Origin of the sequence: Salmonella sp. A7 (assembly GCF_020181675.1) — a bacterium.
Classification (GTDB): Bacteria; Pseudomonadota; Gammaproteobacteria; order Enterobacterales; family Enterobacteriaceae; genus Salmonella; species Salmonella enterica.
This window is the reverse complement of the sequence record NZ_CP084001.1, coordinates 467,694-494,506: the sequence shown is the minus strand read 5'-3', so window position 1 is coordinate 494,506 and position 26,813 is coordinate 467,694. Positions and strand designations below refer to the sequence as shown.

Genomic DNA, 26,813 nt, shown 5'->3' with positions numbered 1-26,813 from the left:
GGATCGTTACTGGACGTGATTAATAGAATTGAAGAATTGGTTGAAACGCCTGCGATGCTCACGCAGGCGAAAAGATCAGGCAGAAGGGTCACCAACATAGCGGGTCAGCATATTCTCCATCGAGCGAATAATGTGTTCGCGCATGCGCTGGCGTGCCAATGTTTCATCATGAAGTTCAAGAGCTTGCAGAATACTTTTATGTTCCTGAATGGAAATCACGGCATACTCTTCTTCGGTGACCTTATGGCCCATCGAAAGGCCGTTCCACATATTACAGAGCAACATTTTCATTTTTTCGTTGCCAGCAACATTCCATATTTCCATATGAAATGCCTGATTCAGGTCGGAGTATTCCGCCGAGTTATTTTCCGCGAGAGCCTTTTCAGCGGCATAATGCACCTGGGCTATCCGCGAGATATCGGTGCCGGGACGAGAAGCTTTAGCCACCGCCTCACTTTCTAACAGCGCGCGAATTTCATAGTGTTCACGGATCGTTTGTTCATTGATGCCCAACACCACCGCCCCTTTATTAGGGCGCACTTTTATCAGCCCATCCGCCGCCAGAATCTGAAACGCCTCGCGCACTGGCATACTGGACACGCCGACCATTCCGGCAATGCCTTCTAACGTAATCTCCTGCCCTTCCACTAACTCCCTCGAAAGAATCGCTTTACGCAGCACCGCCGCGACCTGTTCTTTCGCTGAAAGAAGCTTAATCTTCCCTAACTTAGGCTTCTGCACTTTCCCAATCCTTCATATGTTGACGCATTATTTCTGCTAAAGAGAGGAAATAACGCTGCATAACTTGCCCAATCTCATCACGCCGCCCCTGGCGTATGACGTCAGCCAGTTCAGCGAAAAGCTGCGCCGACTCCTGATTATCTTTTTTCAGATGCAAAATAACATAAGAGACATAACCGTCCAGGAACTGCTGATACACCTTTTCCAGATAGCGGTTATTCACATAAGAAATCAGCATCGCATGACACTCCAGTTCGCAGGATTTGTCTTCTGCGACAGCCAGCGCTTGCGCACGTATCAGGAGGGCATCGCCTACTTCGCTGGGTATCAGCGAAAACATTTCGGCGGCCATCGCGGCAATCACGCGAAAAATATGACTCACGCGATCGGCCTCAAGATGCGCGACCTGCATGTGCCTGTTGGGCAGTCGGATTAAAAAACCTTCCTGTTCGAGTGACTGTAGCGCTTCTCGAACCGGCATTCGTGAAAGACCGAGCTGCTCCGCAATACTTTCCTGCGCGAGTTCTTCTCCCGCTTTTATATTGCCGGAAAGAATTTCATAGCGAAGCATTTGCGTAATGTGATCGCGGGTTTGCGTTCTTTGGATCTTTTTCACGACGTTCTCGTTAATAACCGATAAGACGTGAGGAGTTTAGCAGATTTAGTACTTGATTTCGTGGCTTGTTTACAGTCAAAGAAGCCGGAGCAAAAGCCCCGGCATCGGGCAGGAACAGCTTATTTATTAATAAAATCTTCACCCAACTGAATATCTTTTTTCAGCGTATCCAGCATAGCGTCCAGCGAATGTTGCTCGAAAGCGCTCAGTGTGCCGATGGATTTACGCTCTTCTACACCGTTTTTACCCAGCAGCAGCGGCTGAGAGAAGAAACGGGCATACTGACCGTCGCCTTCCACATAGGCGCATTCCACCACGCCTTTTTCGCCCTGCAGAGCGCGAACCAGAGAAAGACCGAAACGTGCGGCAGCCTGACCCATAGAGAGGGTTGCCGATCCGCCGCCGGCTTTCGCCTCGACGACTTCAGTACCGGCGTTCTGAATACGTTTAGTCAGCTCGGCCGCTTCTTGTTCGGTAAAACTTACGCCTGGAATCTGCGACAGCAGCGGCAGAATCGTCACGCCGGAGTGCCCGCCAATCACCGGGACTTCAACTTCCGTTGGCAGCTTACCTTTCAGCTCTGCAACAAAGGTATTAGAGCGGATGATATCCAGCGTGGTGACGCCAAACAGTTTGTTTTTGTCGTATACGCCTGCTTTTTTCAGCACTTCCGCCGCAATCGCAACGGTGGTGTTCACCGGGTTGGTGATAATGCCCACGCACGCTTTCGGGCAGGTTTTAGCGATCTGCTGCACCAGGTTTTTCACGATGCCGGCGTTAACGTTAAACAGGTCGGAACGGTCCATACCCGGCTTACGCGCCACACCCGCAGAAATCAGTACTACGTCAGCGCCTTCAAGCGCCGGGGTTGCGTCTTCACCGGAGAAACCTTTGATTTTTACAGCGGTGGGGATATGGCTCAAATCAACGGCCACACCGGGAGTCACTGGAGCGATGTCGTACAGGGAGAGTTCTGAACCTGAAGGCAGTTGGTTTTTTAAAAGTAATGCCAGCGCCTGACCGATACCACCAGCAGCGCCGAGGACTGCGACTTTCATCCTAAACTCCTTATTATATGATTAGCTAAGTGTCTATTGCTCCGCGGCGGCGACCTTAATTCACAAATTCAATGATTACAATCCTCACTCATCAAGAATGCGGAGTCGCGCAATTTTGGCTTTTATGCATTTAATTTGCGTAATCCGGATCGGCTGCAACCAGAGAGCAACGTTCCTACAGGTGGTGACAATATACCCTACTATCCTCTCAAAACAACATCATTTTGATAACAATTAATTTACTTTTAATCTTATTTGCGAGGCGTGACACAGGCATGTTTCTTGATAACGAAATTTGATAAAATTCCGCTCTTTCATAACATTATTTCAGCCTTAAACAAGGCAGACTGTTTGCATAAAAATTCATCTGTATGCACAATAATGTTGTTTCTACTGCCATATTACGGGTGACTTATGCGAAGCTCGGCTAAACAAGAAGAACTAGTAAGAGCGTTTAAAGCGCTCCTCAAAGAAGAAAAATTCAGCTCACAGGGCGAAATCGTCCTCGCGTTGCAGGATCAGGGCTTTGAAAATATCAATCAGTCCAAGGTCTCGCGCATGTTGACTAAGTTCGGCGCAGTGCGTACACGTAACGCAAAAATGGAAATGGTGTACTGTCTTCCGGCTGAACTGGGCGTCCCAACAACATCCAGTCCGTTGAAAAATCTGGTGCTGGATATCGACTATAACGACGCTGTCGTGGTGATTCATACCAGCCCCGGCGCGGCACAACTCATTGCGCGCCTGCTGGATTCACTGGGGAAAGCAGAAGGTATTCTCGGCACGATTGCCGGCGACGATACTATCTTCACTACGCCTGCCAGCGGATTTTCCGTAAGAGATCTGTACGAAGCCATTCTGGAACTTTTTGAACAAGAGCTCTAGTCCCACTTCCTCCGTCGTCGTACGGCGGAGGCACCTTTTTGTCCTCTCCCCTCGCCGCTTTCCTGTACGGCTATCATTTGGCAAATCATGCCCTTAAACATTCACCACGTGAATGACAAATCAAAAAAACGCACAAAATGCCAAATTTCTTAACCAATTGATTTTCTTTTATTTTTTAAAAGACAGCGGCGAAAAACAGCAATTTTAATTCCATAACGTTATAAAAAATAAAATTTTTAATGTCTTTAAAAAGCAGAAACAATTAGCGTGGTATTAATTAATCGCGTGATTAGTGTATACTTAATTTTGTGATGAGGGTCACGAAACAAAGACCCCAGTAAAGGAATTCGACGAGGTAAAAATCATGAAAATCAAAACCACTGTTGCAACATTAAGTGTTCTGTCCGTTCTCTCTTTTGGCGCTTTCGCCGCAGAACCTATCAGCGCAGAGCAAGCGCAAAATCGTGAAGCAATCGGATCGGTTTCAGTCAGCGCTATCGGCTCATCGCCTATGGATATGAACGCCATGCTGAGCAAAAAAGCGGATGAACAAGGCGCTACGGCCTACCACATTACCGAAGCGCGTAGCGGCAGCAACTGGCACGCCACTGCCGAACTGTACAAATAAAATTCACCTGCCATCGCATATAACGTGTCGTTACTTCGCGGAGATATCGCATAAGAAAAGCCCATTAATCCGCGGGGTTGACCCTATAAAGGAATAAAAGACCATGAAAACGAAATACATTATCGCATCACTCGGCCTGGCCACTCTGCTCTCTTTCGGCGCAAATGCCGCAGTACACCAGGTCAACGCGGAACAGGCGCAGAATCTGCAACCGATGGGCACCATTTCCGTCTCGCAGATTGGCAGTACGCCAATGGATATGCGCCAGGAGATCGTCGCTAAAGCCGAAAAAGCAGGCGCTAATAGCTATCGCATCATCGAATTAAAAGAAGGTGATAACTGGCACGCCACCGCCGAGTTGTATAAGTAAACCCTCGTCGTCTAACCCGACGACTTGCCCCCGCCTGTCGGGGGCTTTTTTATGCTTTTTCAATGCCGGACATTAAACCGTAGCCGCCCCTCCAGCTCTTCTTCCGCTTCATCAAAGAGTAAAATCAGCGCCCCGTAGCGCCTGCGCAGTTTATCAGGCAGGTGAACAAACTCAATCTCTAGCGGTAGGGGTAAGGTATCGCTCATTACCGCATCCCATAATGTATCAAGATCGCTTACTTTCTCACTGGCAAGACCAAACGTCTGCGTAAACTCGCGATAAAAATCGCTTTGGTTTTTAATATCATTAAAATCAAAAGTATAGACATTCATAGCCAGCCACCATCCCCGACAGACAATTGTCTGTTTTACTACAAAGCATCATTATGCAGAGGTTTCACTTCCAGAAACGCTTTTAGCCCCGGAGCACTCTTGCGCTGTTTTTGTATCTCAAATAAGTATAGTCATAAAAAAACCGACGCTTTTGGCATCGGTTCTTGTGGGTTAGCTATCGGTAAGCGCGTTCTGGTATTTATGTAACATGCCCGTCAGGCGTTTAACCGGTTCCGTCACCTGCGGCGGCGCCTCCCAGATACGTAATTTCTCCTGATAGATATCCAGCTCATCCAGCAACTGACCAAAGTAGCGTCGCCGTTTATCATCGCTTCCGGCGGAAATAACATGGTCTGCGGTACGACGAAGCTGGCGGTGGAACACTGACAGATCCTCATTAACCGGTATCGGCGCGTCGCGCAGACGTTGATGAGCAATGATCATCGTTAGCGCCAGGCGAAACTTCGGCAAATCGCCAGGGAATTTATTCATCAGCAAAAAGAGTTGCTGATATAACGCAGGCAGGCGGTTTTCTTTACGACGTACCACGTTGGTCGTCATTGCCGAGACCGCAGCGGAAACAAACTGATTAAGCAGCACGCGACCGGTTCGATCTTTGGATTTATCACGCACCAGCAGGATGACGATAAACGCCAGCATACAGCCGACAATTTGCCCCAACGCGCTGTCGAGGAACTGGCTGAAATGGAACGTCATCGGATTATCCAACACAATAATGTTAATCGTACTGGCCAGCGCCCCCATCGACCCCAGACGCCGTTTCTGGACCTCAATGCCGATAAAGAACCCCAATACCGCCAGGCTCAAACATAACAACAGCATACTTTGCTGCGTATTGGGAATAATCACCAGGAAATAGAGCAATCCCAGCGGCAACGCCGCCAGAGTGCCATAAATAAAATCAATGCAGACCATGCGCGGATTGGGTAAACGCATCGCCAGCGAGGTCACCACGGCAATCATCACCATCGCGCCATTACCCGATGTCCAGCCGGTCCATAGCCAGAATAATGTCCCCAGAATGCAGGAAAGCGTGGTGCGCCAGAAGTTCACCATCGCATGGTGGCGTTCAGCGGATTCCACTTTAACCACGGGTTCGCCTTGCAGGATCTCTTCTTCCGTCGCGCTGATTTTGGTGTTGCTGATCACGCCGCGTTTAAGCAGCAGATAGCGCGTCGCAGCGCCTACCCAGCTATAAAGCGTGACGGGCGTTTCGCGCTCACCGGTCCAGACAATGACACGCCGCATCCGTTTTAACTGCCTGTGGACGTCCTGTACCGTTTCAACCGGCGTCTCGAACAGTTCCCGGAATGTATCGGTAATCAGTTCCGGCCGCGTGTTTTGAATAAGATAAGTTTCACAGGATTGCGTAATCAGCGTGAGCGAAAGCGTATTCAACGCTTTCAGGCGGCGGTTAGCGCGTACCCAGCGCGAAGATTCCATATTCAGATTACTTCGCATCCCCTCCAGCGCCGCCGTGCGTCGCACCAGATCGCCCCAGGCGTTGTCGACTTCTTCGCTGTCGCCATGCTTAATACAAAGTTGCATTAGCTGATATTGCGCTACCAGTAAACTGTCCAGTTCGCGATCAACCTCCTGCTTTATCGATCGCGGCGAGAAAAGCAGATCCGCTAAAATAGCGCAGCCAATGCCGATGACGATTTCGCTACAGCGCTCAAGCGCAAATTGCGGCGTGAGCAGCGGCTCCGTCTGAATGGTAATCACAATGATCAGCGCAGTATAACCTGACAGTCCCCACGCATAAGAGTTTTCGATCCGTACTAAAGAGGAGATCCAGGTACAAAAACCGGCCCAGACACAGCACACCAGAATCATCAATAGCGGCGCGCGGATCATAGAGATAATAATGATAAGCGCGGCGATACAGCCAATAAACGTCCCGATAATACGCAACATTCCGCGATAACGGATAGCGCCGGAATAGGGTTCCCCGCCGGCGGCAAATGCCGGGCCTGCCGCCACGATCGCGGCGGTCAGCACCGCCCAACGCGGCGTCTCCAGTTGAAAATGGAAGCCGATAAATAATGCCAGCACAATGGCGCACGCCAGCTTTACCGCAAAACGAATGTGCTGGTTGGCAATGGAGAAAATGCCCATGACGATTAACCGAATTCGCGCAGCCGGTGCGCCAGTTTACGGAAGAAGGAGTCCTGGCTTGCGTCACGATCCTGCTTACCGGTGATCACGACGGTTGCCGTCGTACCGGCAGGCCACAAATTTCCCTGCTGCTCGTCAAGCCGGATGCGCACCGGAACACGCTGGGCCAGACGCACCCATTCGAGGTTAGAGTCTATCGTCGCCATCCCTTTCGCATCGCTGGTACTGCTGGCATTCGTTACCCCTGCCGCCACGCTATCGACGGTACCTTTTAATACCCGGTTGCTGCCAAGCGGCGTGATTTCGGCACGATATCCCGGACGCACGCCTTCCAGCTTGGTCTCTTCCATATAGGCCTGCACGTAAAAAGAGTTCTTTTTCACCAGGGCGACGGCTGTGGAACCGCGGGTAATAAATTCACCGGCATAAACATTGAGGTTAGTCACCCAGCCGTCGGCAGGCGCGCGAATGACGGTGCGTTCCAGATCGAGTTTAGCCAGATCGCGCGTCGCCTGGGCTTTAGCCAGTTGATGCAGTACAGTCTGCAAAACATTGTTCGCCTGATCGATCTCTTCCCGGGACATCGCCTGTACGCCGAGGCGATTACGGCGACTGGCTTCCTGGCGTTTTTCCTGCGCCAGGACCTGATAATAGGCTACATCAGCTTCCGCTTCCGCCAGCGCTTTTTGATAGCGTGGCTGATCGATGGTAAACAGGACCTGATCCTTTTTCACCAGTTGGTTATCATGCACGTTTACATGGGTAATCAGGCCCGCGACATCCGGGGCAATAGCGACGACATCGGCGCTAAAACGCGCGTCACGCGTCCAGGGAGATTCGGTGTAATACACCCAGGCGCGGAAAATGGCGATAAAGGCCAGAATAACCAGTACGAGGGTAATGGCCGTACGGGAGAGTTTTCTTGTTAGTGTTTTCACTTCAACCTCAAACGAACAGGCGCGATATTAAATAAAACAGACAACAATACAGCGCGGTATTGAACAGAGCCGGATGCCAGACAAAATCATAGATGCCCGTCGGCACAAGCATCCGACGCACCAGCCAAAAAATAGCCAGTGACAAAAGCAATTCGAAAAATATCGGTGGGAAGGAAAGACCAAACACCACGATAACGGGAAACAGACTCATGTTGACCTTGATTTCTGAGAGAGAGCAGGCGATAGATTGTTAAGCTACATCGCCGCAGAGAAGGGCAAGAGACGCCAGGCGAGAGCGACATAGCTCTTATTCGAATAATAGTATATTAACGTAATTGTTATGCTGTTATCTATATTATGTGATCTAAATCACTTTTAAGCCAGAGTGAATAATGGAACGATTAAAACGAATGTCGGTATTCGCCAAAGTTGTCGAGTTTGGCTCTTTTACCGCCGCAGCCAGACAGCTGCAAATGAGCGTATCGTCCATCAGCCAGACTGTGGCGAAACTGGAAGATGAGCTTCAGGTTAAATTGCTCAACCGCAGCACACGCAGCATTGGGCTCACCGAGGCTGGAAAAATCTATTATCAGGGCTGTCGTCGTATGCTGCATGAAGTGCAGGATGTTCATGAGCAGCTTTACGCTTTTAATAACACGCCTATCGGTACATTGCGTATCGGCTGTTCTTCAACCATGGCGCAAAATGTGCTGGCCGGGCTTACCGCAAAATTATTAAAAGAGTATCCCGGTCTGGCGGTCAATCTGGTGACAGGAATTCCGGCCCCGGATTTAATTGCCGACGGGCTGGACGTGGTGATCCGCGTGGGCGCGCTGCAAGACTCCAGCCTGTTTTCCCGTCGACTTGGCGCGATGCCGATGGTTGTGTGCGCCGCCAAGCCCTACCTCGCTCAGTACGGCGTCCCGGAAAAACCCGCCGATCTCAGTAGCCATTCCTGGCTGGAATATAGCGTGCGCCCGGATAATGAGTTTGAACTTATCGCGCCGGAAGGAATTTCTACCCGACTGATTCCACAGGGGCGGTTCGTCACTAACGATCCGATGACGCTGGTACGCTGGCTGACCGCCGGAACCGGAATCGCCTATGTGCCGCTGATGTGGGTGATCGATGAGATCAATCGTGGCGATCTGGAGATCCTGCTGCCTCGCTATCAGTCCGATCCCCGTCCGGTGTACGCGCTGTATACCGAAAAAGATAAGCTGCCGCTTAAAGTGCAGGTAGTGATTAACGCGTTAACTGACTATTTTGTCGATGTCGCACACCTGTTTCAGGGGATGCACGGGCGAGGGAAAGAAAAATAAAAACACCGGGTAATTGCTGAAGACGATTGTAGCCAGATGCCACCCGAGGCTGACATTGCCTGATGGCGCTGCGCTTATCAGGCCTGGGCGGCACACACCACAGGCCTGATAAGGCGGACAGTTATGCGGTGCCGCCAACCGTCAGGTTATCGACTTTCAGCGTCGGCTGGCCTACGCCTACCGGCAGACTTTGACCCTCTTTACCGCAGACCCCCACCCCGTTATCCAGCTTAAGGTCGTTGCCGACCATGGAGATCTGTTGCATCGTTTCAATGCCTGATCCAATCAACGTCGCGCCCTTCACCGGCGTCGTGACTTTGCCGTTTTCAATCAGATACGCTTCCGAGGTAGAGAACACAAACTTGCCGGAGGTGATATCCACCTGACCGCCGCCAAAGTTAGGCGCATAGATGCCGTACTCAACGGATTCGATAATTTCCTGCGGCGTTGACTGCCCCGCCAACATATAGGTATTCGTCATACGCGGCATCGGCAGATGCGCATAAGATTCGCGACGCCCGTTACCGGTCGGCGCAGCGCCCATCAGGCGCGCGTTCAGCTTGTCCTGCATGTATCCTTTCAGCACGCCATTTTCAATCAATACGTTGTACTGGCCTGGCGTACCTTCATCATCGATAGCAACGGAGCCGCGACGGTTCATCATTGTGCCGTCGTCCACTACGGTGCAAAGCGCGGAGGCAACCTGCTCGCCGATCTGACCGCTAAACACAGATGTCCCACGACGGTTAAAATCACCTTCCAGCCCGTGACCGACCGCTTCGTGCAGCAATACGCCCGGCCACCCGGCGCCCAGAACCACCGGTAACGTCCCCGCTGGCGCAGCGACCGCGGAGAGATTAACCAGCGCCATGCGTACCGCTTCTTTCGCCCACGCGTCGGCGCGAACCTCGCCGTCGAGATCGGCAAGAAAATACTCATAACCAAAGCGACCGCCGCCGCCGCTGGCGCCGCGCTCGCGTTTACCGTCTTCTTCCACCTGCACGCTAACGGACAACCGCACCAGTGGACGGACATCCGCCGCCAGAGTCCCGTCGGTCGCCGCCACGAGGATTAATTCATATACGCCGGTCAGGCTGGCGTTAACTTCCTGCACGCGTTTATCGGCTTCTCGCGCCGCTTTATCAACGCGTCTGAGGATATCCAGCTTCTCTTCGCGGCTCATACTTTGCAGCGGATCAAGGGTGGTGTAGAGCGGCTGATGCGCTACGGCGGCGAGCGTTTTTACCTTGCCTTCGCCGTTCTCGCGTACAATGGTTCGCGCTGCCTGCGCACTCTGCTCCAGCGCCAGGAGGCTTATCTGGTCAGCATAAGCAAAACCGGTTTTTTCGCCGCTAATGGCGCGAACGCCAACGCCCTGGTCGATATTATATGAACCATCTTTAATGATGCGGTCTTCTAAAACCCAGGATTCGTGATAGCTCGACTGAAAATAGAGGTCGCCATAATCAAGACGGCGTTCGGCCAGTTGGCCCAAAATAGCGAACAGATCCTGATGGTTCAGGCCATTCGCCGCTAGCAATTGTTCACTTACCAGGTTCAGACTCATCGTTTTTGCTACTCGTTGATTTCTGCCGGATGGCGGTTCACGCCTTATCCGGACTACGTTGTTAGATTGTACAAACCGGATAAACGCAGCGCCGTCCGGCATGACTATTTACTGAGAGTGGGGCAATTCCTCGCCCCCGTCAAATCATTGCTGGCTTTCTTTTCTCGGTTGGCGCAGAACTTCGTTGATCTGCGGCGCATCGACCGGACCGGTAATGCGATAACGCAAAATGGAGACCTTGCTCCATAGCGGCCCCAACACTTTACTGGCGGCAAATACCGCCGCGCCGACAATCGGGTTAACGGCAAACGCGGCAGCGACGCCCACGGTGGCGGAAATTTCCGGCGCGACAACGGCCTCCATATCAAGACGACGACGCACCAGATCAACAGAACCTTTCATTGCAATATCCGCTTCCAGCCCATCCACCAGCGTATCGTCAGTATGCAGGACGCCATCTTTAATCCACGCGGTACTATGAATAGAGTCGAAATAGAAGCCCTCGCTAAAGGTATCTCTGAAGTCAAACCGCAGCTTACGCAGCAACGCATCAAAACTGAGCAGCCGCAGTAACTGTCCGGCATGACCGCTACTGAGATCAGTAAACTCGCCTTTGCCCAGACGCGTGCGTAAAATCCCGTTGAGCGTGGCTTCCTCAGGTTGCCAGGGCGGGTTTCGCCAGTGCAGATCGTAATCTACGTTAAAAGACGCGTTCTGGATTGGCGTCGAGATGCCGAAGAACCCGGCAGCCGTGTCGAGGTTACTACCATGCAGACTACCTTTCAGCGAGGTTCGTTCATTACCCGGCGCATTCACCCACTCGCCGTTCGCTTTCAAACGGGCGAATCCGGTATCGATCAGGCCATTCGCCAGAGTCAGCGTATTGCCTTTGATGGCGAAATCGCCATCAATACGCCCATATTTTTGCCCCCACAGCCAGCACTCTTCGCAGCGAAGCTGTAAGTCCGGCCAGCCGCGGAAGCTAATCGTGTTCGCCGAAGCCAACGGCGATGTCGGCGTGGGTGACGAGGCGTGCGTTTTTGCGACGCCAGGGTTGTAGTACAGGTACTTAATGTTCGCCAGCCACGGCGCATGGTTGCGCATGAGCAGCGTGGCGTTCACCTCACGGCCCTGCGCTTCAATTTTTGTTCCGTTCAGCGAGGGGGCTGAAACGACGCTCAAATTGTTCCACTGCTGGCCGCCCAGCGATAGCGCGGGAGTACGCAACGTGATGCGTTGAGGAAACTCGGCCGAACTGCTCACGTTATCCGCCGCGCCTTTCTGGAATAACGCCAGCCACTGCGCGCCATCCAGCGCCGGCAGATTGAGCTCAACGCCTTGTTGAGCAGGTAATGGCGGAATCGTCCGGCTGTCCGTCGTCCAGATAGCCCGATCCAACGTCAGCTTCTGATTTAATAACCAGCGGCTGTTAAAGTGATTTTTACTCCCTGCGCTCCCCGTTAGCGCAAAACTTTTCAGGTTGCCGTCAGCCTGAATGTTCACCGGAATGGCTTCGCCTGCGGGTTTATTTAGCGGAGAAGGTAAGTGACTGCTCACATTTCTCAGATCGCCGTTCAGCTCGATGTGATAAGTGGTGTCAGCGTGATACGGAAGATCGATGCCGACTTTACCATTCCACGTCACGCTGCCGCTCAGGGCGTCATTCAGTTGCGGCGGTAAGACGCCCATACGCGTTGGCTGCCAGTTACCGTTCAGGTTGACGGCGACCTGATAGGCTTTTGCCCCTTCCGTCGTACTGAAATCCAGGTTAAGCGGCTGATTAAACCAGTTTGCCGTCAGCGGCCCGCTTTTTAGCGCGCCATTCACAAAGCTGAATTTACCGTTCAGATTTTTGAGCGTGCTGTTTAGCGGCTTAATAAACAGACTGTTATTACGCAACGAGACATCGCCCTCAGCGGTAACCTGTTCGCCATCCAGCGGAATATCAAGATGTAAGCGAGCATTCACATCGCCATCTAATTGGAGCTCCGCCAGCGTCGAGCCAAGCGAGTCTTTTAGCGGCGTCTCGTCAAAATAAGGCCCAACGGCTTTTCCCGGCCCGTTAATATCGGCATCAATGAGCAGTTTCTCTTTGGAATAATCCGGAATCGCCGCCGCGAGTTTGCTGGCCTTCACCCCGCCCAAATCGACGCTATCCGAACGCATCCACAGGCCGTCGTTCAGGAAATCCAGTTCAATGTTGAGATTTTTTAGCGCCGGCCAGTCGGGTTGAAAGGCAAACGTCGCATTGCGCAGCGGCACCAGCACTTCAAACTGACCTTCGTTATGCTTATAGGGAAAGAGGTGCGGGTTACCACCGTAAACCAACGTGGCGTTATCCGCCTCGCCGCCCTGAATCGCGCCGCTAAGGTAATCGACCAGCGCTTTGCCCATCAGGTTTTCCGGAAAATAGCGCCACGCCTGAGATCCATCGTCGGTACTGATGCCGGCCAGAATGCCCAGCCACGGTTCGTCGCCCGTCGGTTGCAGATAGCGGAACCCGCCGCGCGCATGTACCGCCTTTGCTTTGACGTCAATGTCGCGGCCATCAAGCTGAAAGCCGTTCTCATTCTTCAACCAGCTAAGCGTCGCGACGCCGTTTTCAATTTCCAGCGGCGCGCGAAAAACGGTTTCATAGGGCATTTTAGCCTGCTGCATCGCAACCTTCATCTGCCCGTCTTCTACGCTTCCCGCCAGCGTACCGGAAAAATGTTCCGCGCCGGGCAACAGCTTCCACTGTTTCCAGGCAAGATTTTCCCACGATGCCTGAAAACGCGTTTTTTCGGTCGCCTGTAGCGGAATATCCAGCGCCAGTGTGGCGATCTTTCCGCTCGGCTGCGTAGCCTGCCATATTTCGCCCAGCACAGGCGACAGTTTAGCCGCCAGCGGACGTAATGCTTCCAGCCCCGCCAGTTCAAGGTTACTGGCGCGAATGCGTAGCTCATCGCTACGTGTGTGATTCTCGCCGCCGACGTCCTGCTGCGGGAGCCAGGCCACTGTTAAGGCTCCGCTCGGCCAGGATTTACCATCAAGCGTAATCCGTGTGTCCGGAATATAAAACTGCCAGCCCGGCTGCTCACGGCTAATCTGCGCCGTCAGGTTATCGACAGACAGCGTGTGCGTCGTGTTATCGCCCAGCCAGCTTGCGCCGCCCTGTTTCAGCCAGACGTCTCCTCCGGCGATTTCGCCTTTACTGAGCGTCATCCAGCCTTCCAGACTGAAACGCGCCGTCTGGAGCGCCACATTATCCTGCATCCATTTGCCCAGCCACGGCTTGACGTCAATATCGTCGGCCTGTAACCAGACTCTGCCGTTATTCAGCAAACCGTCGTCATCGCGTAAATCCATCCGCACCTGCATCACGCCGTGCTGCCCGGTCAGGCTGGAGAGGCTGACCTCGCCTTCGGCGCGGTGTCGCTCTTTGCCGTTTAGCCAGGTAAGCTGTGGGATCGCCAGCTCCGCGCGTTGTCCGGAAAGCGTCAGAAAACTGATTTGGCTATCGCGCAGATCGAAATGATCGAACTGCCGCAGGAAAAGATCGCTTAAACGGCTGGTTTCGATGCCTTCGCCGTCGCTGCTTTGAAGAGGCGTGTTGGTGCGGAAATTGAGTTGCCAGAAGGTCAGGTCGCGAAACTGCCAGCGCATATGCAACAGGCTTTGCCAGACGTCCAGCGCCAACGTAACGCGTTTTATCGACAGTTCGCCGCCATCTTTCAGGGCGGCATGAATATTATGCGCTTCCAGCGTAGGGCCAAAATTTTGCCAGCTTGCGGAGAGTTGGCTGGCGGCCACCGGCACGCCGGTCACAGACTCAATTTTATTCAGGATAGCCGGACGCCAGGCGTCAAGATGAGGCAACGCCAGGCGCAGCCCGCTAACCAGCAGCGCTGCAATGACGATGAGCGCGGCTCCAGTGAGCAATAAAATCCCCGGCAATCGCCTCACGCGTCTCTCCTTGTCTGCCAAAAAATACGACTCACACCCTTGCTTTGCCGGACGGCGGCGCTTGCGCCTTATCCGGCCTACATGCGCTGGTGCTACTACTCAATTACATCATTACGACGTCAAACTGCTCCTGGTTATAAAGCGGTTCGACCTGAACTTTAACCTGTTTGCCGACAAAGATTTCGACTTCCGCCAGCGCGTGTGATTCTTCGCCTTTCAGCGCTTCCGCCACCGCAGGAGAAGCATAAACCAGGAAGCGATCGGAGTCATAAGCGTGATGAACACGTACAATTTCACGCATGATCTCATAGCAGACGGTTTCCACCGTTTTTACCGTCCCGCGGCCATGACAGGTTGGACATTCGTTACAAAGCACATGTTCCACGCTTTCACGAGTCCGTTTACGGGTCATTTCCACCAGTCCCAGCGGCGAAAAACCGTTAATACTGGTTTTCACGCGATCCTTACTTAACGCCTGTTCCAGCGAATGCAGCACCCGGCGGCGATGATCTTCATTATTCATGTCGATAAAATCGATAATGATAATGCCGCCCAGATTACGCAGGCGTAGCTGGCGGGCAATGGCCTGAGTCGCTTCAATATTGGTATTAAAAATGGTGTCGTCGAGATTACGGTGTCCGACAAACGCGCCGGTATTGATATCTACCGTCGTCATCGCTTCGGTTTGGTCGATAATCAGATAACCGCCGGACTTGAGTTCAACCTTACGCTCCAGCGCGCGCTGGATTTCATTTTCCACGTCATAAAGATCGAAGATCGGCTGATGGCCACTGTAATGCTCCAGCTTACTGGTCATTTCCGGGATGTATTCTGCGGTAAACTCCAGCAGCGACTCATAGGTCAGACGTGAGTCGACGCGAATTCGGTCCAACTGCGCATCGGCGAAATCGCGCAGCACGCGCTGCGCCAGCGCCAGTTCGCCATACATCTGGTAGCGCGTTTGCGGACGCTTTTTGCGCTCCATGACTTTCGTCCAGACGCGCTTGAGATAGGCGGCGTCAGACGCGAGATCCTCTTCACACACGCCTTCCGCCGCGGTACGGATAATAAACCCGCCCTGTTCGTCGCAGTATTCCGCCACCACCTTTTTCAGGCGCTCGCGTTCACTTTCGCTTTCGATACGCTGGGAAACGCCAACGTGTGACGCGCCGGGCATAAAAACAAGGTAACGGGAGGGCAACGTGATGTCCGTGGTCAAACGCGCGCCTTTCGTGCCGAGCGGATCTTTCACTACCTGCACCATCAGATCCTGTCCCTGACGCACCAGTTCGGAGATATCGCGCACGGTAAACTGTTTTTGCTCGTCGCCCGCCACGCATTCGGTATGCGGCATAATATCGGAAGCGTGAAGAAATGCGGCTTTATCCAGCCCAATATCTACAAAAGCCGCCTGCATACCTGGAAGTACACGACTTACACGACCTTTGTAGATATTGCCTACGATTCCGCGTCGCGCTTCGCGCTCAATATGGATTTCCTGAAGAATACCGCCATCAATGTACGCCACGCGCGTTTCCGATGGCGTTACGTTTACCAACAATTCAGCCGTCATGTTTATCCCTTTTATCACGCAGTGCGTTAAAATGACTCAACAACTCATACGTTTCAACCAGCGGTAAGCCGACCACGGCGTGATAGCTGCCATTTATCTTCCTGACAAAACAGCCACCCCGCCCCTGAATACCGTATGCACCTGCTTTATCTAAAGGCTCGCCGCTGGCGACATAGCCAGTAATATCCTGCGCAGAAAGCGTGCGGAAAGTCACCTCCGTTACCACCAGACAATCCAGCGTCTGCTGCGAGTCCGCAAGCGCAACAGCAGTCATCACCTGATGCGTATTTCCGGAAAGCAAACGCAGCATTTCTGCGGCATGAGCGGCGTCGCGCGGCTTTTCCAGCACCTCGCCGTTTAACACGACTATCGTATCCGCGCCCAACACCGGCAGATCACGGGGAACCAGCGCCACGCCAGCCTGCGCCTTTTCGCGCGCCAGCCGAACAACATACTGCTGCGCGCTTTCCTGAGCACGCCGTTGCTCTTCAATACCAGGCACGACCTGCTCGAATGAAAATCCAAGTTGAGTCAATAATTCCTGGCGACGCGGGGAACCGGAAGCAAGATACAGAGTTGTCATATCGACCTTTATTGCACAGCAAACTGCTGGCGTACTTTACGCATCAGCAAAAAGAGCCAGGGCCACAGCACGCCATTGACTACACTACTCCAGAACACTTCCGGTCTGAAAGAGACGTTGATCACTAAAAACTCGGCCCAGAAAACAATAATGTCCACGGCCAGTGAAAGCAACATTACCACCAGCGCCTGCTGCCAGAGCGCCAGGTTACGGAAGAGCTGGAATTTCAGAGCGACCAGGTAGGCGACAATACTCATCGACAGAGCGCGCACGCCAAGTGTGGAACCGCTGATGAGATCAAGTATGGCACCCATCACAAATCCCGTCCCCACATTTACGCGGTGCGGCAGGGCCAGAATCCAGTACAGTAAGATGAGCAAAACCCAGTTTGGCCGGAAAACAATGATGTCGTCCGGCCAGGGCATGATTTGCAGCAACAGCGCAATAAGAAACGAGAGCCAGATAACCCAGCGCCCCTGGCTACGATAGCTCGCCACCATTACCCTCCCGGCGCACGCGCAGGCGGCGTGGTCGCGCCCGAAGGCGATGGTTGCGTTGATACCGGCGCCGTCTGGCCCGCAGATGGCTGAGTAATCCCCGTCGCCGGGTCCGGCACTGGCGCCGGCGGCCCCATCGCATCTGGAGAAGGCAACACCTGCGGCATCATCTGCATCAGGCGCTCATTGGCGACGCGGTGAACCTCTTCCGGCGTCATCGGATTGGCGCCGTTACGATCGGCTCCCCACAACAGCAGCAGATAGCGTAAACGCTGCAAACCCGCGGTTGGACGTGCCTGAATGACGGTATAGGCGCGCTGAGTGTCCAGCTTGACGGAGGAGACCACCGCCACCGGATACCCTTCCGGGAAACGCCCACCAAGTCCGGACGTTACCAGCACATCGCCAACGCGAATATCGGTATTGGCGGGCAGATGTTCAAGCTGAAGATCGTCAGTGCAGCCGTTACCGGCGGCAATCACGCGGATGTCATTGCGCAGTACCTGAATCGGCAGCGCATGAGTCGCATCGCAAATCAGCAGTACGCGACTGGTCAGTTTCGCCACGGCGACAACCTGCCCTACGACGCCTTTGTCGCTAATGACCGGTTGACCTTCATATACGCCATTAACGCTGCCTTTATCGATAACGACCTGATCGCTGTAAGGATCGTTAACCGTTGAAATAACCTGCGTCACCATTTTCTGCTCGTCCTGACGCAGCGGAGACCCCAGCAGCTCGCGCAACCGCGCGTTCTCCTGTTTGTACTGCCCCAGCATCAGCAGGTCGCTGTTTTTTAGCAGTAATTCCTGGCGCAGCGCCCGGTTTTCCAGTTCAAGCTGGTCGCGAGAAGCCAGCGTTTGTGACACGCTGTCGAGCAGTTCACGAGGGCCGTTTGAAATAAAATAGAAAGGACTGACGGCAGTGTCCATGTACGTTCGGATTTGACTGAACGTCCCCAGGCGGCTGTCGGCAATGATAACGCCGAGCGCCACCAGCACCGCCAGAATAAGGCGAATCTGTAGCGACGGGCCACGGCTAAAAATTGGCTTCATAGGCTATGCGTATTCTCGCGTCGGAGAGGCAGGACAATCCAGGGATAATCCTGCCCGTATCCAACTACTCTTCGCTGAACAGGTCGCCGCCGTGCATATCGATCATTTCCAGCGCCTTGCCGCCGCCGCGCGCCACACAGGTCAGCGGATCTTCAGCAACCACGACAGGAATGCCCGTCTCTTCCATTAACAGACGGTCAAGGTTACGCAGCAGCGCGCCGCCGCCGGTGAGCACCATACCGCGCTCGGAGATGTCTGACGCCAGCTCCGGCGGACACTGTTCCAGCGCTACCATTACCGCGCTGACGATACCGGTCAACGGTTCCTGCAACGCTTCCAGAATCTCGTTTGAGTTCAGGGTAAAACCGCGTGGAACGCCTTCCGCCAGGTTACGGCCACGCACTTCGATCTCACGGACTTCGTCGCCCGGATAAGCGGAACCGATTTCGTGTTTAATACGTTCTGCGGTAGCTTCACCGATCAGAGAACCGTAGTTACGACGAACGTAATTAATGATGGCTTCGTCGAAGCGGTCACCACCAATACGGACAGAAGAAGAGTAAACCACGCCGTTCAGGGAGATCACGGCAACTTCAGTGGTACCACCACCGATATCCACAACCATTGAACCGGTTGCTTCAGAAACTGGCAGACCTGCGCCGATCGCGGCCGCCATCGGCTCTTCGATCAAAAAGACTTCACGGGCGCCTGCGCCCTGAGCGGATTCACGAATCGCGCGACGTTCTACCTGCGTCGCGCCGACCGGCACGCATACCAGTACGCGCGGGCTTGGGCGCATGAAGCTGTTGCTGTGCACTTGTTTAATAAAGTGCTGGAGCATTTTTTCGGTCACAAAGAAGTCAGCGATAACGCCGTCTTTCATCGGACGGATCGCAGCGATATTGCCCGGCGTACGGCCCAGCATCTGCTTTGCATCATGACCGACTGCAGCCACGCTTTTCGGCGAACCGGCACGATCCTGACGAATGGCCACAACGGAAGGCTCATTCAATACGATGCCTTGTCCTTTTACATAAATGAGGGTATTCGCGGTACCCAGGTCAATGGACAGGTCATTGGAAAACATGCCACGAAATTTTTTCAACATACTAAGGGATAATCCTGAAAGCTGGGGCGGAAAACAAAATCCGCTTACTTTACCAACCACACGCAGCAGCGACAAGGCGCAAAAATCATCTGCTACGGTGAAAATTAGTGCAGTTCGTTTCCTTTGTTACAAATCTCGGCCTGAGTCCCTCAGGGCTGAAAAAATCAGCAGCAATCCTCGCCTTCGTTTGCAACCTGTCAAAGGTCATTCACCTGCATATTTGCTGCAACAATCTGGCGAGCAGACAAGCACACCCCCATGAGGCGCAGCGCGCGTTATTCTACGTGAAAACAAATTAAACGGCAGGTTAAACCGAGTATCTTTGCGAATATTTTTTCACGTTTGTGTCAAGTAGTTGGGAGGAGGCAAAAAAATCACCCTGCCCGCCAGCCACGCCGCGTTTTGTCAGCGTCTGCCACTCGCCGCGCGAACGGACGCCCGTCGCGTAAACCTGCGTAGGCGTACCCGCGCAGGCCTCTACCAGACTTTGAACCAGAAGCTGGTTTTCCGTTCGCTTCTCAATGTTTCTGACCAGACTCGGATGCAGCTTGAGTAATTCCACATTGAGCGCTTTAATCCAGCTCGTGCTAACCAGCGTCAAACCCGCCTGTGTCACCGCCACCCGAACGCCAAGCGCATTGACTAAGCGAAGGATGGGTTGTAACCGACTGATGTGTTGACAAACATCTGCCTCCGCAAGTTCAATAATTATGCGATTTCGCTGTGATTTTTCACACTGCATTAACGTATCGCGCAACCAGCGCTGAAAACGCGGACGAATCAGCGACTCAACCGTCAACTGCATTGCCAGATTTTCATCCGGCCAGTAGCCCAGCAACGTAATCAGGCGGCTAATTTGTAATCTGTCATACTCTTCCGATAAACCAAATTGCAACACCATCGGCATATACTCCGCCGAGCTCACCTCTTCTTTACCGTCATAGATGCGACACATCAATTCCCGATGATGCACACGACCTTCTCGCGTGACCGCCGGTTTTTGATAAAGTCGCGGTCCGCCCCGGTTCAGCATCTGCTCAATCAATGTGCGCCAGCGCACATTGCCGCGCCCTTTTTCCGGCAAAGTGTCGTCGTAGATAGCCCAGCTATTTCCCCCCTGCAGGGCGGCGTTCCGCGCCGCGGCTTCAGCATGTTCCATCACCTGCTCGGTGGACTGTCCGCTGCGCCAAGCGCAAATGCCGATATGTACCATATCGTCACGATCGAGCATTTTGTTAGCCGGTAGCGCATCGACAGCTTTTAAAAGTTGTCCGGCAATACTTTCCGCTTCTTTCAGCGTTCGATGCGGTAGCAGCACGGCAAAGTCGCTGCGGTGATAACGCGCCAGCAGCGAGCCTGGGTAACGCATAATAAATGTCGATAGCAGATTGATAAGCATAAACATCTGCTCTTCCGCCTGATTGCCTCCCAGGCTGTCGCGCAGAAGATTGAAGTCTGGCAAGCGGATCATCATCACCACGCCATGCACTCCCACTTTTTCCTGATCTTCCAGCAGCGTCGCCAGTTGGTTATCAAAAAACAGACGGTTACCGAGCCCGGTTTTGGTGTCCTGCGCGGCGTAGGAGCGAATGAGGGTGTCCAGGCGACTACGCTGTTCGTGAGCAAACTGAATTTCGGAAAGCAATACATCAAGCGCGCTACTGGTGCGCGCTGGCCATTCGTAAACAGAACCGCGGACATTCGCCCCGCGTTCGCCGTTCAGAATACGCGTTGAGCGAATTTCCAGAAGCTCTTGCCCGGAAAGCTGCCGCTGCAGCCAGCGCACCGATAAAAACAAAATCAGAACGATAAAACCGATCGCCAGCGTCAGCGGCGCCGTGGTGATCAGTGAGTGAAAATAGTTACCCATCGGGTCCTGATAAACCAGACGTAGCGACATTCCTGGATGTTTTATCAGCGGTACGACCAGCTCGCGATACATGTCGCTGGTGCCGGCTGGCCGATAACCTCTGGCGCGAGAATGGCTGTAGACGCTGCGCTCCCCCTGCAACAGATCGACACGCACAATATCGGAAGCGATCATGAGCTCGTCGATTTGCGGCGTCAGCGAGACAATATCATGGGTCACCAGGTGCGTATCAATGGCTGTCGCCGCCGCCTGCACACGGCTGACATACTTAGACTGTACGGCGTTATAAAAGCTTAGCGAGCAACCTATCAGAGTCACGAAGATCGTTAACCCCGTGAGCAGCGTGATAAAAGCTGAGAATTTCGTCGTTAATCGCATCCTTGAGTTAACTCCGACGGTTATAAACAGTATGAAAAAGCGAATCTGAAGACGGAATTCGCCACGGCGCGCAATGAAGCAGGCATACTACCAAAATGGATCTATCTGGCAATTTATTGCGTTGCATCGGCATCACGTTTTAATTAGCGAGTATAGTCTTCGTAGCTATTTTTCCAATCTACCATGTAAAGTGAGGACAGGTTATGCAGGCGTTGATCTTAGAACAGCAGGACGGTAAAACCCTCGCATCCGTGCAACATCTCGAAGAGAGTCAACTGCCGGCAGGTGATGTGACGGTGGATGTCCACTGGTCCAGCCTGAATTATAAAGATGCTCTGGCTATCACCGGAACAGGGAAAATTATCCGTCATTTTCCGATGATTCCTGGTATTGATTTCGCCGGCACCGTTCACGCAAGCGAAGATCCTCGCTTTCATGCAGGCCAGGAAGTACTACTGACTGGCTGGGGCGTGGGCGAAAACCACTGGGGCGGCCTGGCCGAACGCGCACGCGTTAAAGGCGACTGGCTGGTCGCGCTGCCTGCGGGACTGAGCAGCCGTAACGCCATGATCATCGGCACCGCCGGTTTTACTGCCATGCTGTGCGTCATGGCGCTTGAAGATGCAGGTATTCGCCCGCAAGACGGTGAGATTGTCGTCACCGGCGCCAGCGGCGGCGTGGGCAGCACTGCCGTTGCATTACTGCATAAGCTGGGCTATCAGGTTGCAGCAGTATCAGGACGTGAAAGCACCCACGGCTATCTTAAGAGCCTGGGAGCTAACCGTATTCTCAGCCGCGATGAGTTTGCTGAATCTCGCCCGTTGGAAAAACAGCTGTGGGCCGGTGCAATTGATACCGTTGGCGATAAAGTGCTGGCGAAAGTGCTGGCACAGATGAACTATGGCGGTTGCGTGGCCGCCTGCGGCCTGGCTGGCGGCTTCGCGCTGCCGACCACCGTTATGCCATTCATTCTGCGTAATGTGCGTTTGCAAGGGGTGGACTCGGTGATGACCCCACCGGCACGTCGCGCAGAGGCCTGGGCGCGTTTGGTTAAGGATCTGCCGGAATCGTTCTATGCTCAGGCCGCCACAGAGATTACGCTGGCGGATGCGCCGAAGTTCGCCGATGCCATCATCAATAATCAGGTTCAGGGCCGTACGCTGGTGAAGATAAAATAACGTCACGTATAAAAAAATTTACACTTAATTAACTATTTATTTTTACACATTGACACACTCCCTGTCATATTCACTACACGCCATGTTGTGGTGGGTAGACCGGGAGTCTGTGATGAAAAAGATACGTCCATTAACAGAAGCCGATGTGACTGCGGAATCGGCTTTTTTTATGCAGCGCCGACAGGTGCTAAAAGCATTAGGCATCAGCGCGGCCGCCTTATCCTTACCCTCAACGGCGCAGGCCGATCTCTTCAGTTGGTTTAAAGGCAACGATCGTCCGAAAGCGCCTGCCGGTAAACCGCTTGAGTTTAGTCAGCCTGCCGCCTGGCGAAGCGATTTAGCGTTAACGCCGGAAGATAAGGTGACGGGCTACAACAATTTCTATGAGTTTGGCCTCGATAAAGCCGACCCGGCGGCCAATGCCGGGAGTCTGAAAACCGAACCGTGGACGTTGAAAATCAGCGGGGAAGTCGCGAAGCCATTTACGCTGGATTACGACGATTTAACACATCGTTTTCCATTAGAAGAGCGTATCTATCGAATGCGCTGCGTCGAAGCGTGGTCCATGGTCGTGCCGTGGATTGGTTTCCCTTTATATAAGCTACTCGCGCAGGCACAACCCACCAGCCACGCTAAATATGTGGCATTCGAAACGCTATACGCGCCGGATGATATGCCAGGACAGAAAGATCGCTTTATTGGCGGCGGACTGAAATACCCTTATGTCGAAGGGCTACGTCTGGATGAAGCTATGCATCCGCTGACTCTGATGACCGTTGGCGTCTATGGTAAGGCGTTACCCCCGCAAAACGGCGCGCCCATTCGACTCATCGTTCCATGGAAGTATGGTTTTAAAGGTATTAAATCTATCGTCAGCATTAAACTCACCCGCGAACGTCCGCCAACCACCTGGAATTTGTCGGCTCCCAACGAATATGGTTTTTACGCCAATGTGAACCCGCATGTGGATCATCCACGCTGGTCTCAGGCTACCGAACGCTTTATTGGTTCAGGCGGTATCCTTGATGTGCAAAGGCAGCCGACGCTGCTGTTTAACGGCTACGCCAATGAAGTCGCTTCGCTGTATCGCGGTCTCAATTTGCGGGAGAATTTTTAAGTGCGTCTGACAGCAAAACAGATAACCTGGCTAAAAGTTTGTCTGCATCTTGCCGGTTTTTTGCCGCTTCTGTGGCTCTTTTGGGCGATAAATCACGGTGGACTCAGCGCAGACCCGGTAAAGGATATCCAACACTTTACCGGCAGAACCGCGCTCAAATTTTTGCTCGCCACCTTGCTGGTTTCACCGCTGGCGCGCTACGCTAAACAGCCATTATTGATACGCACACGCCGCCTGTTGGGGTTATGGTGTTTCGTTTGGGCTACGCTGCATTTAACCAGCTATGCCTTACTGGAACTGGGGATACATAACCTGGCGCTGTTAGGAAGCGAGTTGATTTCACGCCCTTATTTGACGCTTGGGATCATTAGCTGGCTGGTGTTATTGGCGCTGACGTTGACCTCAACGCAATTTGCGCAGCGTAAATTGGGCAAACGCTGGCAAACATTGCATAACGTCGTCTATCTTGTCGCGATCCTGGCTCCCATACATTACCTGTGGTCGGTAAAGATTTTATCACCGCAACCGGTCATCTACGCGGCATTAGCGTTAGCCCTTTTAGCGTTGCGTTACCGGAAGTTTCGCCAGTGGTGGCGCTAGTTTGGTGAACTGTGCGGTCGATTGCAAAACGCAAAACAGGTAATGTCCTTTTTATGTTTCGGGTTGATTATCTTCCCTGATAAGACCAGTATTTAGCTGCCAATTGCGACGAAATAGTTATAATGTGCGACTTTACATTGCCCAACGGCGATTTTCGTTCGCAGAAAGGGTGACAATCGTGCAATGAAGGTATATTTTGTTTTTTGCCCGAAAATGGCAGAAGATAGCCACACAATGACTGGCAAATCATGAATTTCACCTTCGGGTGCTACGGCATAACAGGCAAATCAAAGATGCGCGGTATTTTACTCGCGGCAGTCATTCACATGCTTTACAGACGGCGCTAAAACGCCTGTCACAATCACACTAAACAAAGAGTACGGAACCCACTCATGGATATTCGTAAGATTAAAAAACTGATCGAGCTGGTTGAAGAATCAGGTATCTCCGAACTGGAAATTTCTGAAGGCGAAGAATCTGTTCGCATCAGCCGCACAACGGCAAACGCCGGTTTTCCGGTGATGCAGCAGGCTTATGCGGCGCCGATGATGCAGCAACCCGCTCTGTCTAACGCTGTCGCGCCAACGGCTACTCCAGCAATGGAAGCGCCTGCCGCAGCGGAAATCAGTGGTCACATCGTACGCTCCCCAATGGTTGGTACTTTCTACCGCACCCCAAGCCCGGACGCGAAAGCGTTCATCGAAGTGGGCCAGAAAGTGAACGTGGGCGATACCCTGTGCATCGTTGAAGCCATGAAAATGATGAACCAGATCGAAGCAGACAAAGCAGGTACTGTGAAAGCGATTCTGGTCGAAAGTGGTCAACCGGTAGAATTTGACGAGCCACTGGTCGTCATCGAGTAACGAGGCGAACATGTTGGATAAAATTGTCATCGCCAACCGCGGCGAGATCGCATTACGTATTCTTCGAGCCTGTAAAGAACTCGGCATCAAGACCGTCGCTGTGCACTCAAGCGCGGATCGCGATTTAAAACACGTATTGCTGGCGGATGAGACGGTCTGTATTGGTCCGGCACCGTCCGTAAAAAGTTATCTGAACATCCCGGCTATCATTAGCGCCGCTGAAATCACCGGCGCGGTGGCAATCCACCCGGGTTACGGCTTCCTTTCTGAGAACGCCAATTTTGCCGAGCAGGTTGAACGCTCCGGCTTTATCTTTATCGGCCCGAAAGCGGATACCATCCGCCTGATGGGCGATAAAGTGTCCGCGATTACCGCGATGAAAAAAGCGGGCGTGCCGACCGTACCAGGATCTGACGGCCCGCTGGGCGACGATATGAATGCGAACCGCGCTCATGCCAAACGTATTGGCTATCCGGTGATCATCAAAGCGTCCGGCGGCGGCGGCGGCCGCGGTATGCGAGTAGTTCGTAGCGATGCTGAACTGGCGCAGTCCATCTCCATGACCAAAGCGGAAGCGAAAGCGGCTTTCAGCAACGACATGGTATACATGGAAAAATACCTGGAAAATCCACGCCACATCGAAATTCAGGTGCTGGCGGACGGCCAGGGCAACGCTATCTATCTGGCGGAACGCGACTGTTCCATGCAGCGTCGCCACCAGAAAGTGGTTGAAGAAGCCCCGGCGCCAGGCATTACGCCGGAACTGCGTCGCTATATCGGCGAACGCTGCGCGAAAGCGTGCGTAGACATCGGCTATCGCGGCGCAGGGACGTTCGAATTCCTGTTCGAAAACGGCGAGTTCTATTTCATCGAAATGAACACCCGTATTCAGGTTGAACACCCGGTGACTGAAATGATTACCGGCGTCGATTTGATCAAAGAGCAGTTGCGCATCGCGGCGGGTCAGCCGCTGTCGATCACACAGGACGAAGTTGTCGTTCGAGGCCATGCGGTAGAATGCCGTATCAATGCCGAAGATCCGAACACCTTCCTGCCAAGCCCTGGCAAAATCACGCGCTTCCATGCGCCTGGCGGCTTTGGCGTTCGCTGGGAATCTCATATCTACGCGGGCTACACGGTGCCGCCGTACTATGATTCCATGATCGGCAAACTCATCTGCTACGGTGAAAACCGCGACGTGGCGATTGCCCGTATGAAAAATGCCCTGCAGGAACTGATTATCGATGGTATCAAAACCAATATCGATCTGCAGACCCGCATCATGAATGACGAACACTTCCAGCACGGTGGAACTAACATCCACTATCTGGAGAAAAAACTCGGTCTTCAGGAAAAGTAATCGCACGTTAATCTCAAAAGGCCGGTGAATCCGGCCTTTTTTATTTCTGGGGATAGCGATGCCCCATCATGTACAATTCCCGCTTTCTTC

General features: G+C 53.0%; 24 protein-coding genes. 9 read left to right on the top strand and 15 right to left on the bottom strand.

The window, feature by feature from the left end; all coding sequences use genetic code 11:
• Positions 1-75: 75 nt before the first annotated feature.
• The 3 genes from LCS67_RS02340 to mdh form a co-directional block, all read right to left on the bottom strand.
• The gene (locus LCS67_RS02340) at positions 76-741 is read right to left on the bottom strand and encodes a GntR family transcriptional regulator (RefSeq protein ID WP_001171581.1); all 666 of its coding nucleotides are present in this window, start codon (positions 739-741) and stop codon (positions 76-78) included.
• Positions 728-1,357, bottom strand: a complete 630-nt coding sequence (locus tag LCS67_RS02335; RefSeq protein WP_000723776.1) for a GntR family transcriptional regulator — start codon at positions 1,355-1,357, stop codon at positions 728-730. Before LCS67_RS02335 ends, LCS67_RS02340 begins: the two co-directional genes overlap by 14 nt.
• 119 nt (positions 1,358-1,476) lie before the next feature.
• Positions 1,477-2,415, bottom strand: a complete 939-nt coding sequence (mdh, locus tag LCS67_RS02330; RefSeq protein ID WP_000861586.1) for a malate dehydrogenase — start codon at positions 2,413-2,415, stop codon at positions 1,477-1,479.
• A 414-nt stretch (positions 2,416-2,829) separates the two neighbouring features.
• Here mdh and argR point away from each other — a divergent pair, with 414 nt between their 5' ends.
• The 3 genes from argR (at position 2,830) to yhcN-B (ending at position 4,298) form a co-directional block, all read left to right on the top strand.
• The gene (argR, locus tag LCS67_RS02325) at positions 2,830-3,300 is read left to right on the top strand and encodes a transcriptional regulator ArgR (protein WP_001257852.1); all 471 of its coding nucleotides are present in this window, start codon (positions 2,830-2,832) and stop codon (positions 3,298-3,300) included.
• 364 nt (positions 3,301-3,664) lie between these two features.
• Entirely contained in the window at positions 3,665-3,928 is a 264-nt protein-coding gene (yhcN, locus tag LCS67_RS02320) for a peroxide/acid stress response protein YhcN (RefSeq protein WP_000695695.1), read from the top strand.
• 103 nt (positions 3,929-4,031) lie between these two features.
• Positions 4,032-4,298 carry a DUF1471 family stress response protein YhcN-B gene (gene yhcN-B, locus LCS67_RS02315; protein WP_000853277.1) on the top strand — a complete coding sequence of 89 codons (267 nt, stop codon included), beginning with the start codon at positions 4,032-4,034 and terminating at the stop codon, positions 4,296-4,298.
• Between the two features lie 59 nt (positions 4,299-4,357).
• On the opposite strand, the gene LCS67_RS02310 is transcribed toward yhcN-B, so the two are convergent.
• From LCS67_RS02310 to aaeX, 4 genes are all read right to left on the bottom strand, one after another.
• Entirely contained in the window at positions 4,358-4,630 is a 273-nt protein-coding gene (locus tag LCS67_RS02310; RefSeq protein WP_001103888.1) for a hypothetical protein, read from the bottom strand.
• 171 nt (positions 4,631-4,801) lie between these two features.
• A complete protein-coding gene (gene aaeB / locus LCS67_RS02305) occupies positions 4,802-6,769 on the bottom strand; it encodes a p-hydroxybenzoic acid efflux pump subunit AaeB (RefSeq protein ID WP_000510913.1) in 1,968 nt (655 codons plus the stop codon).
• A 5-nt stretch (positions 6,770-6,774) separates the two neighbouring features.
• Entirely contained in the window at positions 6,775-7,707 is a 933-nt protein-coding gene (gene aaeA / locus LCS67_RS02300; protein WP_000855138.1) for a p-hydroxybenzoic acid efflux pump subunit AaeA, read from the bottom strand.
• 7 nt (positions 7,708-7,714) lie between these two features.
• Entirely contained in the window at positions 7,715-7,918 is a 204-nt protein-coding gene (aaeX, locus tag LCS67_RS02295; protein ID WP_000051840.1) for a p-hydroxybenzoic acid efflux pump operon protein AaeX, read from the bottom strand.
• Positions 7,919-8,099: 181 nt separating this feature from the next.
• On the opposite strand from aaeX, the gene aaeR reads away from it, so the two are divergent.
• The gene (gene aaeR / locus LCS67_RS02290; RefSeq protein ID WP_000440300.1) at positions 8,100-9,029 is read left to right on the top strand and encodes an HTH-type transcriptional activator AaeR; all 930 of its coding nucleotides are present in this window, start codon (positions 8,100-8,102) and stop codon (positions 9,027-9,029) included.
• 121 nt (positions 9,030-9,150) lie between these two features.
• On the opposite strand, the gene tldD is transcribed toward aaeR, so the two are convergent.
• The 8 genes from tldD to csrD form a co-directional block, all read right to left on the bottom strand.
• Positions 9,151-10,596, bottom strand: a complete 1,446-nt coding sequence (tldD, locus tag LCS67_RS02285; RefSeq protein ID WP_000055936.1) for a metalloprotease TldD — start codon at positions 10,594-10,596, stop codon at positions 9,151-9,153.
• Between the two features lie 144 nt (positions 10,597-10,740).
• Entirely contained in the window at positions 10,741-14,541 is a 3,801-nt protein-coding gene (gene yhdP, locus LCS67_RS02280) for an AsmA2 domain-containing protein YhdP (RefSeq protein ID WP_001253511.1), read from the bottom strand.
• 103 nt (positions 14,542-14,644) lie between these two features.
• On the bottom strand, positions 14,645-16,114 hold the full coding sequence (gene rng, locus LCS67_RS02275) for a ribonuclease G (protein ID WP_000123188.1): 1,470 nt from the start codon (positions 16,112-16,114) through the stop codon (positions 14,645-14,647).
• Complete coding sequence (locus LCS67_RS02270) at positions 16,104-16,697, bottom strand: Maf family protein (RefSeq protein ID WP_000210306.1); 594 nt, start codon at positions 16,695-16,697, stop codon at positions 16,104-16,106. Before LCS67_RS02270 ends, rng begins: the two co-directional genes overlap by 11 nt.
• Positions 16,698-16,705: 8 nt before the next feature.
• The gene (mreD, locus tag LCS67_RS02265) at positions 16,706-17,194 is read right to left on the bottom strand and encodes a rod shape-determining protein MreD (protein WP_000179403.1); all 489 of its coding nucleotides are present in this window, start codon (positions 17,192-17,194) and stop codon (positions 16,706-16,708) included.
• Between the two features lie 2 nt (positions 17,195-17,196).
• Positions 17,197-18,249: a rod shape-determining protein MreC gene (gene mreC / locus LCS67_RS02260; protein ID WP_000802538.1), complete on the bottom strand. Its 1,053-nt coding sequence runs from the start codon at positions 18,247-18,249 to the stop codon at positions 17,197-17,199.
• A 64-nt stretch (positions 18,250-18,313) separates the two neighbouring features.
• Complete coding sequence (gene mreB, locus LCS67_RS02255; RefSeq protein ID WP_000913396.1) at positions 18,314-19,357, bottom strand: rod shape-determining protein MreB; 1,044 nt, start codon at positions 19,355-19,357, stop codon at positions 18,314-18,316.
• 307 nt (positions 19,358-19,664) lie between these two features.
• Positions 19,665-21,605 carry an RNase E specificity factor CsrD gene (csrD, locus tag LCS67_RS02250; RefSeq protein ID WP_001241372.1) on the bottom strand — a complete coding sequence of 647 codons (1,941 nt, stop codon included), beginning with the start codon at positions 21,603-21,605 and terminating at the stop codon, positions 19,665-19,667.
• A 203-nt stretch (positions 21,606-21,808) separates the two neighbouring features.
• Between csrD and LCS67_RS02245 the strand changes: the two genes are divergently transcribed.
• From LCS67_RS02245 to accC, 5 genes are all read left to right on the top strand, one after another.
• Entirely contained in the window at positions 21,809-22,783 is a 975-nt protein-coding gene (locus LCS67_RS02245) for an MDR family oxidoreductase (protein WP_001148254.1), read from the top strand.
• A 112-nt stretch (positions 22,784-22,895) separates the two neighbouring features.
• On the top strand, positions 22,896-23,900 hold the full coding sequence (gene msrP / locus LCS67_RS02240) for a protein-methionine-sulfoxide reductase catalytic subunit MsrP (protein ID WP_000723876.1): 1,005 nt from the start codon (positions 22,896-22,898) through the stop codon (positions 23,898-23,900).
• Positions 23,901-24,500: a protein-methionine-sulfoxide reductase heme-binding subunit MsrQ gene (gene msrQ / locus LCS67_RS02235; protein ID WP_001240053.1), complete on the top strand. Its 600-nt coding sequence runs from the start codon at positions 23,901-23,903 to the stop codon at positions 24,498-24,500.
• A gap of 392 nt (positions 24,501-24,892) precedes the next feature.
• Entirely contained in the window at positions 24,893-25,363 is a 471-nt protein-coding gene (gene accB / locus LCS67_RS02230; RefSeq protein ID WP_000354628.1) for an acetyl-CoA carboxylase biotin carboxyl carrier protein, read from the top strand.
• 10 nt (positions 25,364-25,373) lie between these two features.
• Complete coding sequence (accC, locus tag LCS67_RS02225; RefSeq protein WP_000884627.1) at positions 25,374-26,723, top strand: acetyl-CoA carboxylase biotin carboxylase subunit; 1,350 nt, start codon at positions 25,374-25,376, stop codon at positions 26,721-26,723.
• The last annotated feature ends 90 nt before the right edge of the window (positions 26,724-26,813 follow it).

What these genes read in the sequence shown, in the direction of transcription:
- mdh (WP_000861586.1), bottom strand. Translation starts at nt 2,415, where the DNA reads ATGAAAGTCGCAGTCCTCGGCGCTGCTGGTGGTATCGGTCAGGCGCTG.
- argR (WP_001257852.1), top strand. Translation starts at nt 2,830, where the DNA reads ATGCGAAGCTCGGCTAAACAAGAAGAACTAGTAAGAGCGTTTAAAGCG.
- yhcN (WP_000695695.1), top strand. Translation starts at nt 3,665, where the DNA reads ATGAAAATCAAAACCACTGTTGCAACATTAAGTGTTCTGTCCGTTCTC.
- yhcN-B (WP_000853277.1), top strand. Translation starts at nt 4,032, where the DNA reads ATGAAAACGAAATACATTATCGCATCACTCGGCCTGGCCACTCTGCTC.
- LCS67_RS02310 (WP_001103888.1), bottom strand. Translation starts at nt 4,630, where the DNA reads ATGAATGTCTATACTTTTGATTTTAATGATATTAAAAACCAAAGCGAT.
- aaeB (WP_000510913.1), bottom strand. Translation starts at nt 6,769, where the DNA reads ATGGGCATTTTCTCCATTGCCAACCAGCACATTCGTTTTGCGGTAAAG.
- aaeX (WP_000051840.1), bottom strand. Translation starts at nt 7,918, where the DNA reads ATGAGTCTGTTTCCCGTTATCGTGGTGTTTGGTCTTTCCTTCCCACCG.
- aaeR (WP_000440300.1), top strand. Translation starts at nt 8,100, where the DNA reads ATGGAACGATTAAAACGAATGTCGGTATTCGCCAAAGTTGTCGAGTTT.
- tldD (WP_000055936.1), bottom strand. Translation starts at nt 10,596, where the DNA reads ATGAGTCTGAACCTGGTAAGTGAACAATTGCTAGCGGCGAATGGCCTG.
- rng (WP_000123188.1), bottom strand. Translation starts at nt 16,114, where the DNA reads ATGACGGCTGAATTGTTGGTAAACGTAACGCCATCGGAAACGCGCGTG.
- LCS67_RS02270 (WP_000210306.1), bottom strand. Translation starts at nt 16,697, where the DNA reads ATGACAACTCTGTATCTTGCTTCCGGTTCCCCGCGTCGCCAGGAATTA.
- mreC (WP_000802538.1), bottom strand. Translation starts at nt 18,249, where the DNA reads ATGAAGCCAATTTTTAGCCGTGGCCCGTCGCTACAGATTCGCCTTATT.
- mreB (WP_000913396.1), bottom strand. Translation starts at nt 19,357, where the DNA reads ATGTTGAAAAAATTTCGTGGCATGTTTTCCAATGACCTGTCCATTGAC.
- csrD (WP_001241372.1), bottom strand. Translation starts at nt 21,605, where the DNA reads ATGCGATTAACGACGAAATTCTCAGCTTTTATCACGCTGCTCACGGGG.
- LCS67_RS02245 (WP_001148254.1), top strand. Translation starts at nt 21,809, where the DNA reads ATGCAGGCGTTGATCTTAGAACAGCAGGACGGTAAAACCCTCGCATCC.
- msrP (WP_000723876.1), top strand. Translation starts at nt 22,896, where the DNA reads ATGAAAAAGATACGTCCATTAACAGAAGCCGATGTGACTGCGGAATCG.
- accB (WP_000354628.1), top strand. Translation starts at nt 24,893, where the DNA reads ATGGATATTCGTAAGATTAAAAAACTGATCGAGCTGGTTGAAGAATCA.
- accC (WP_000884627.1), top strand. Translation starts at nt 25,374, where the DNA reads ATGTTGGATAAAATTGTCATCGCCAACCGCGGCGAGATCGCATTACGT.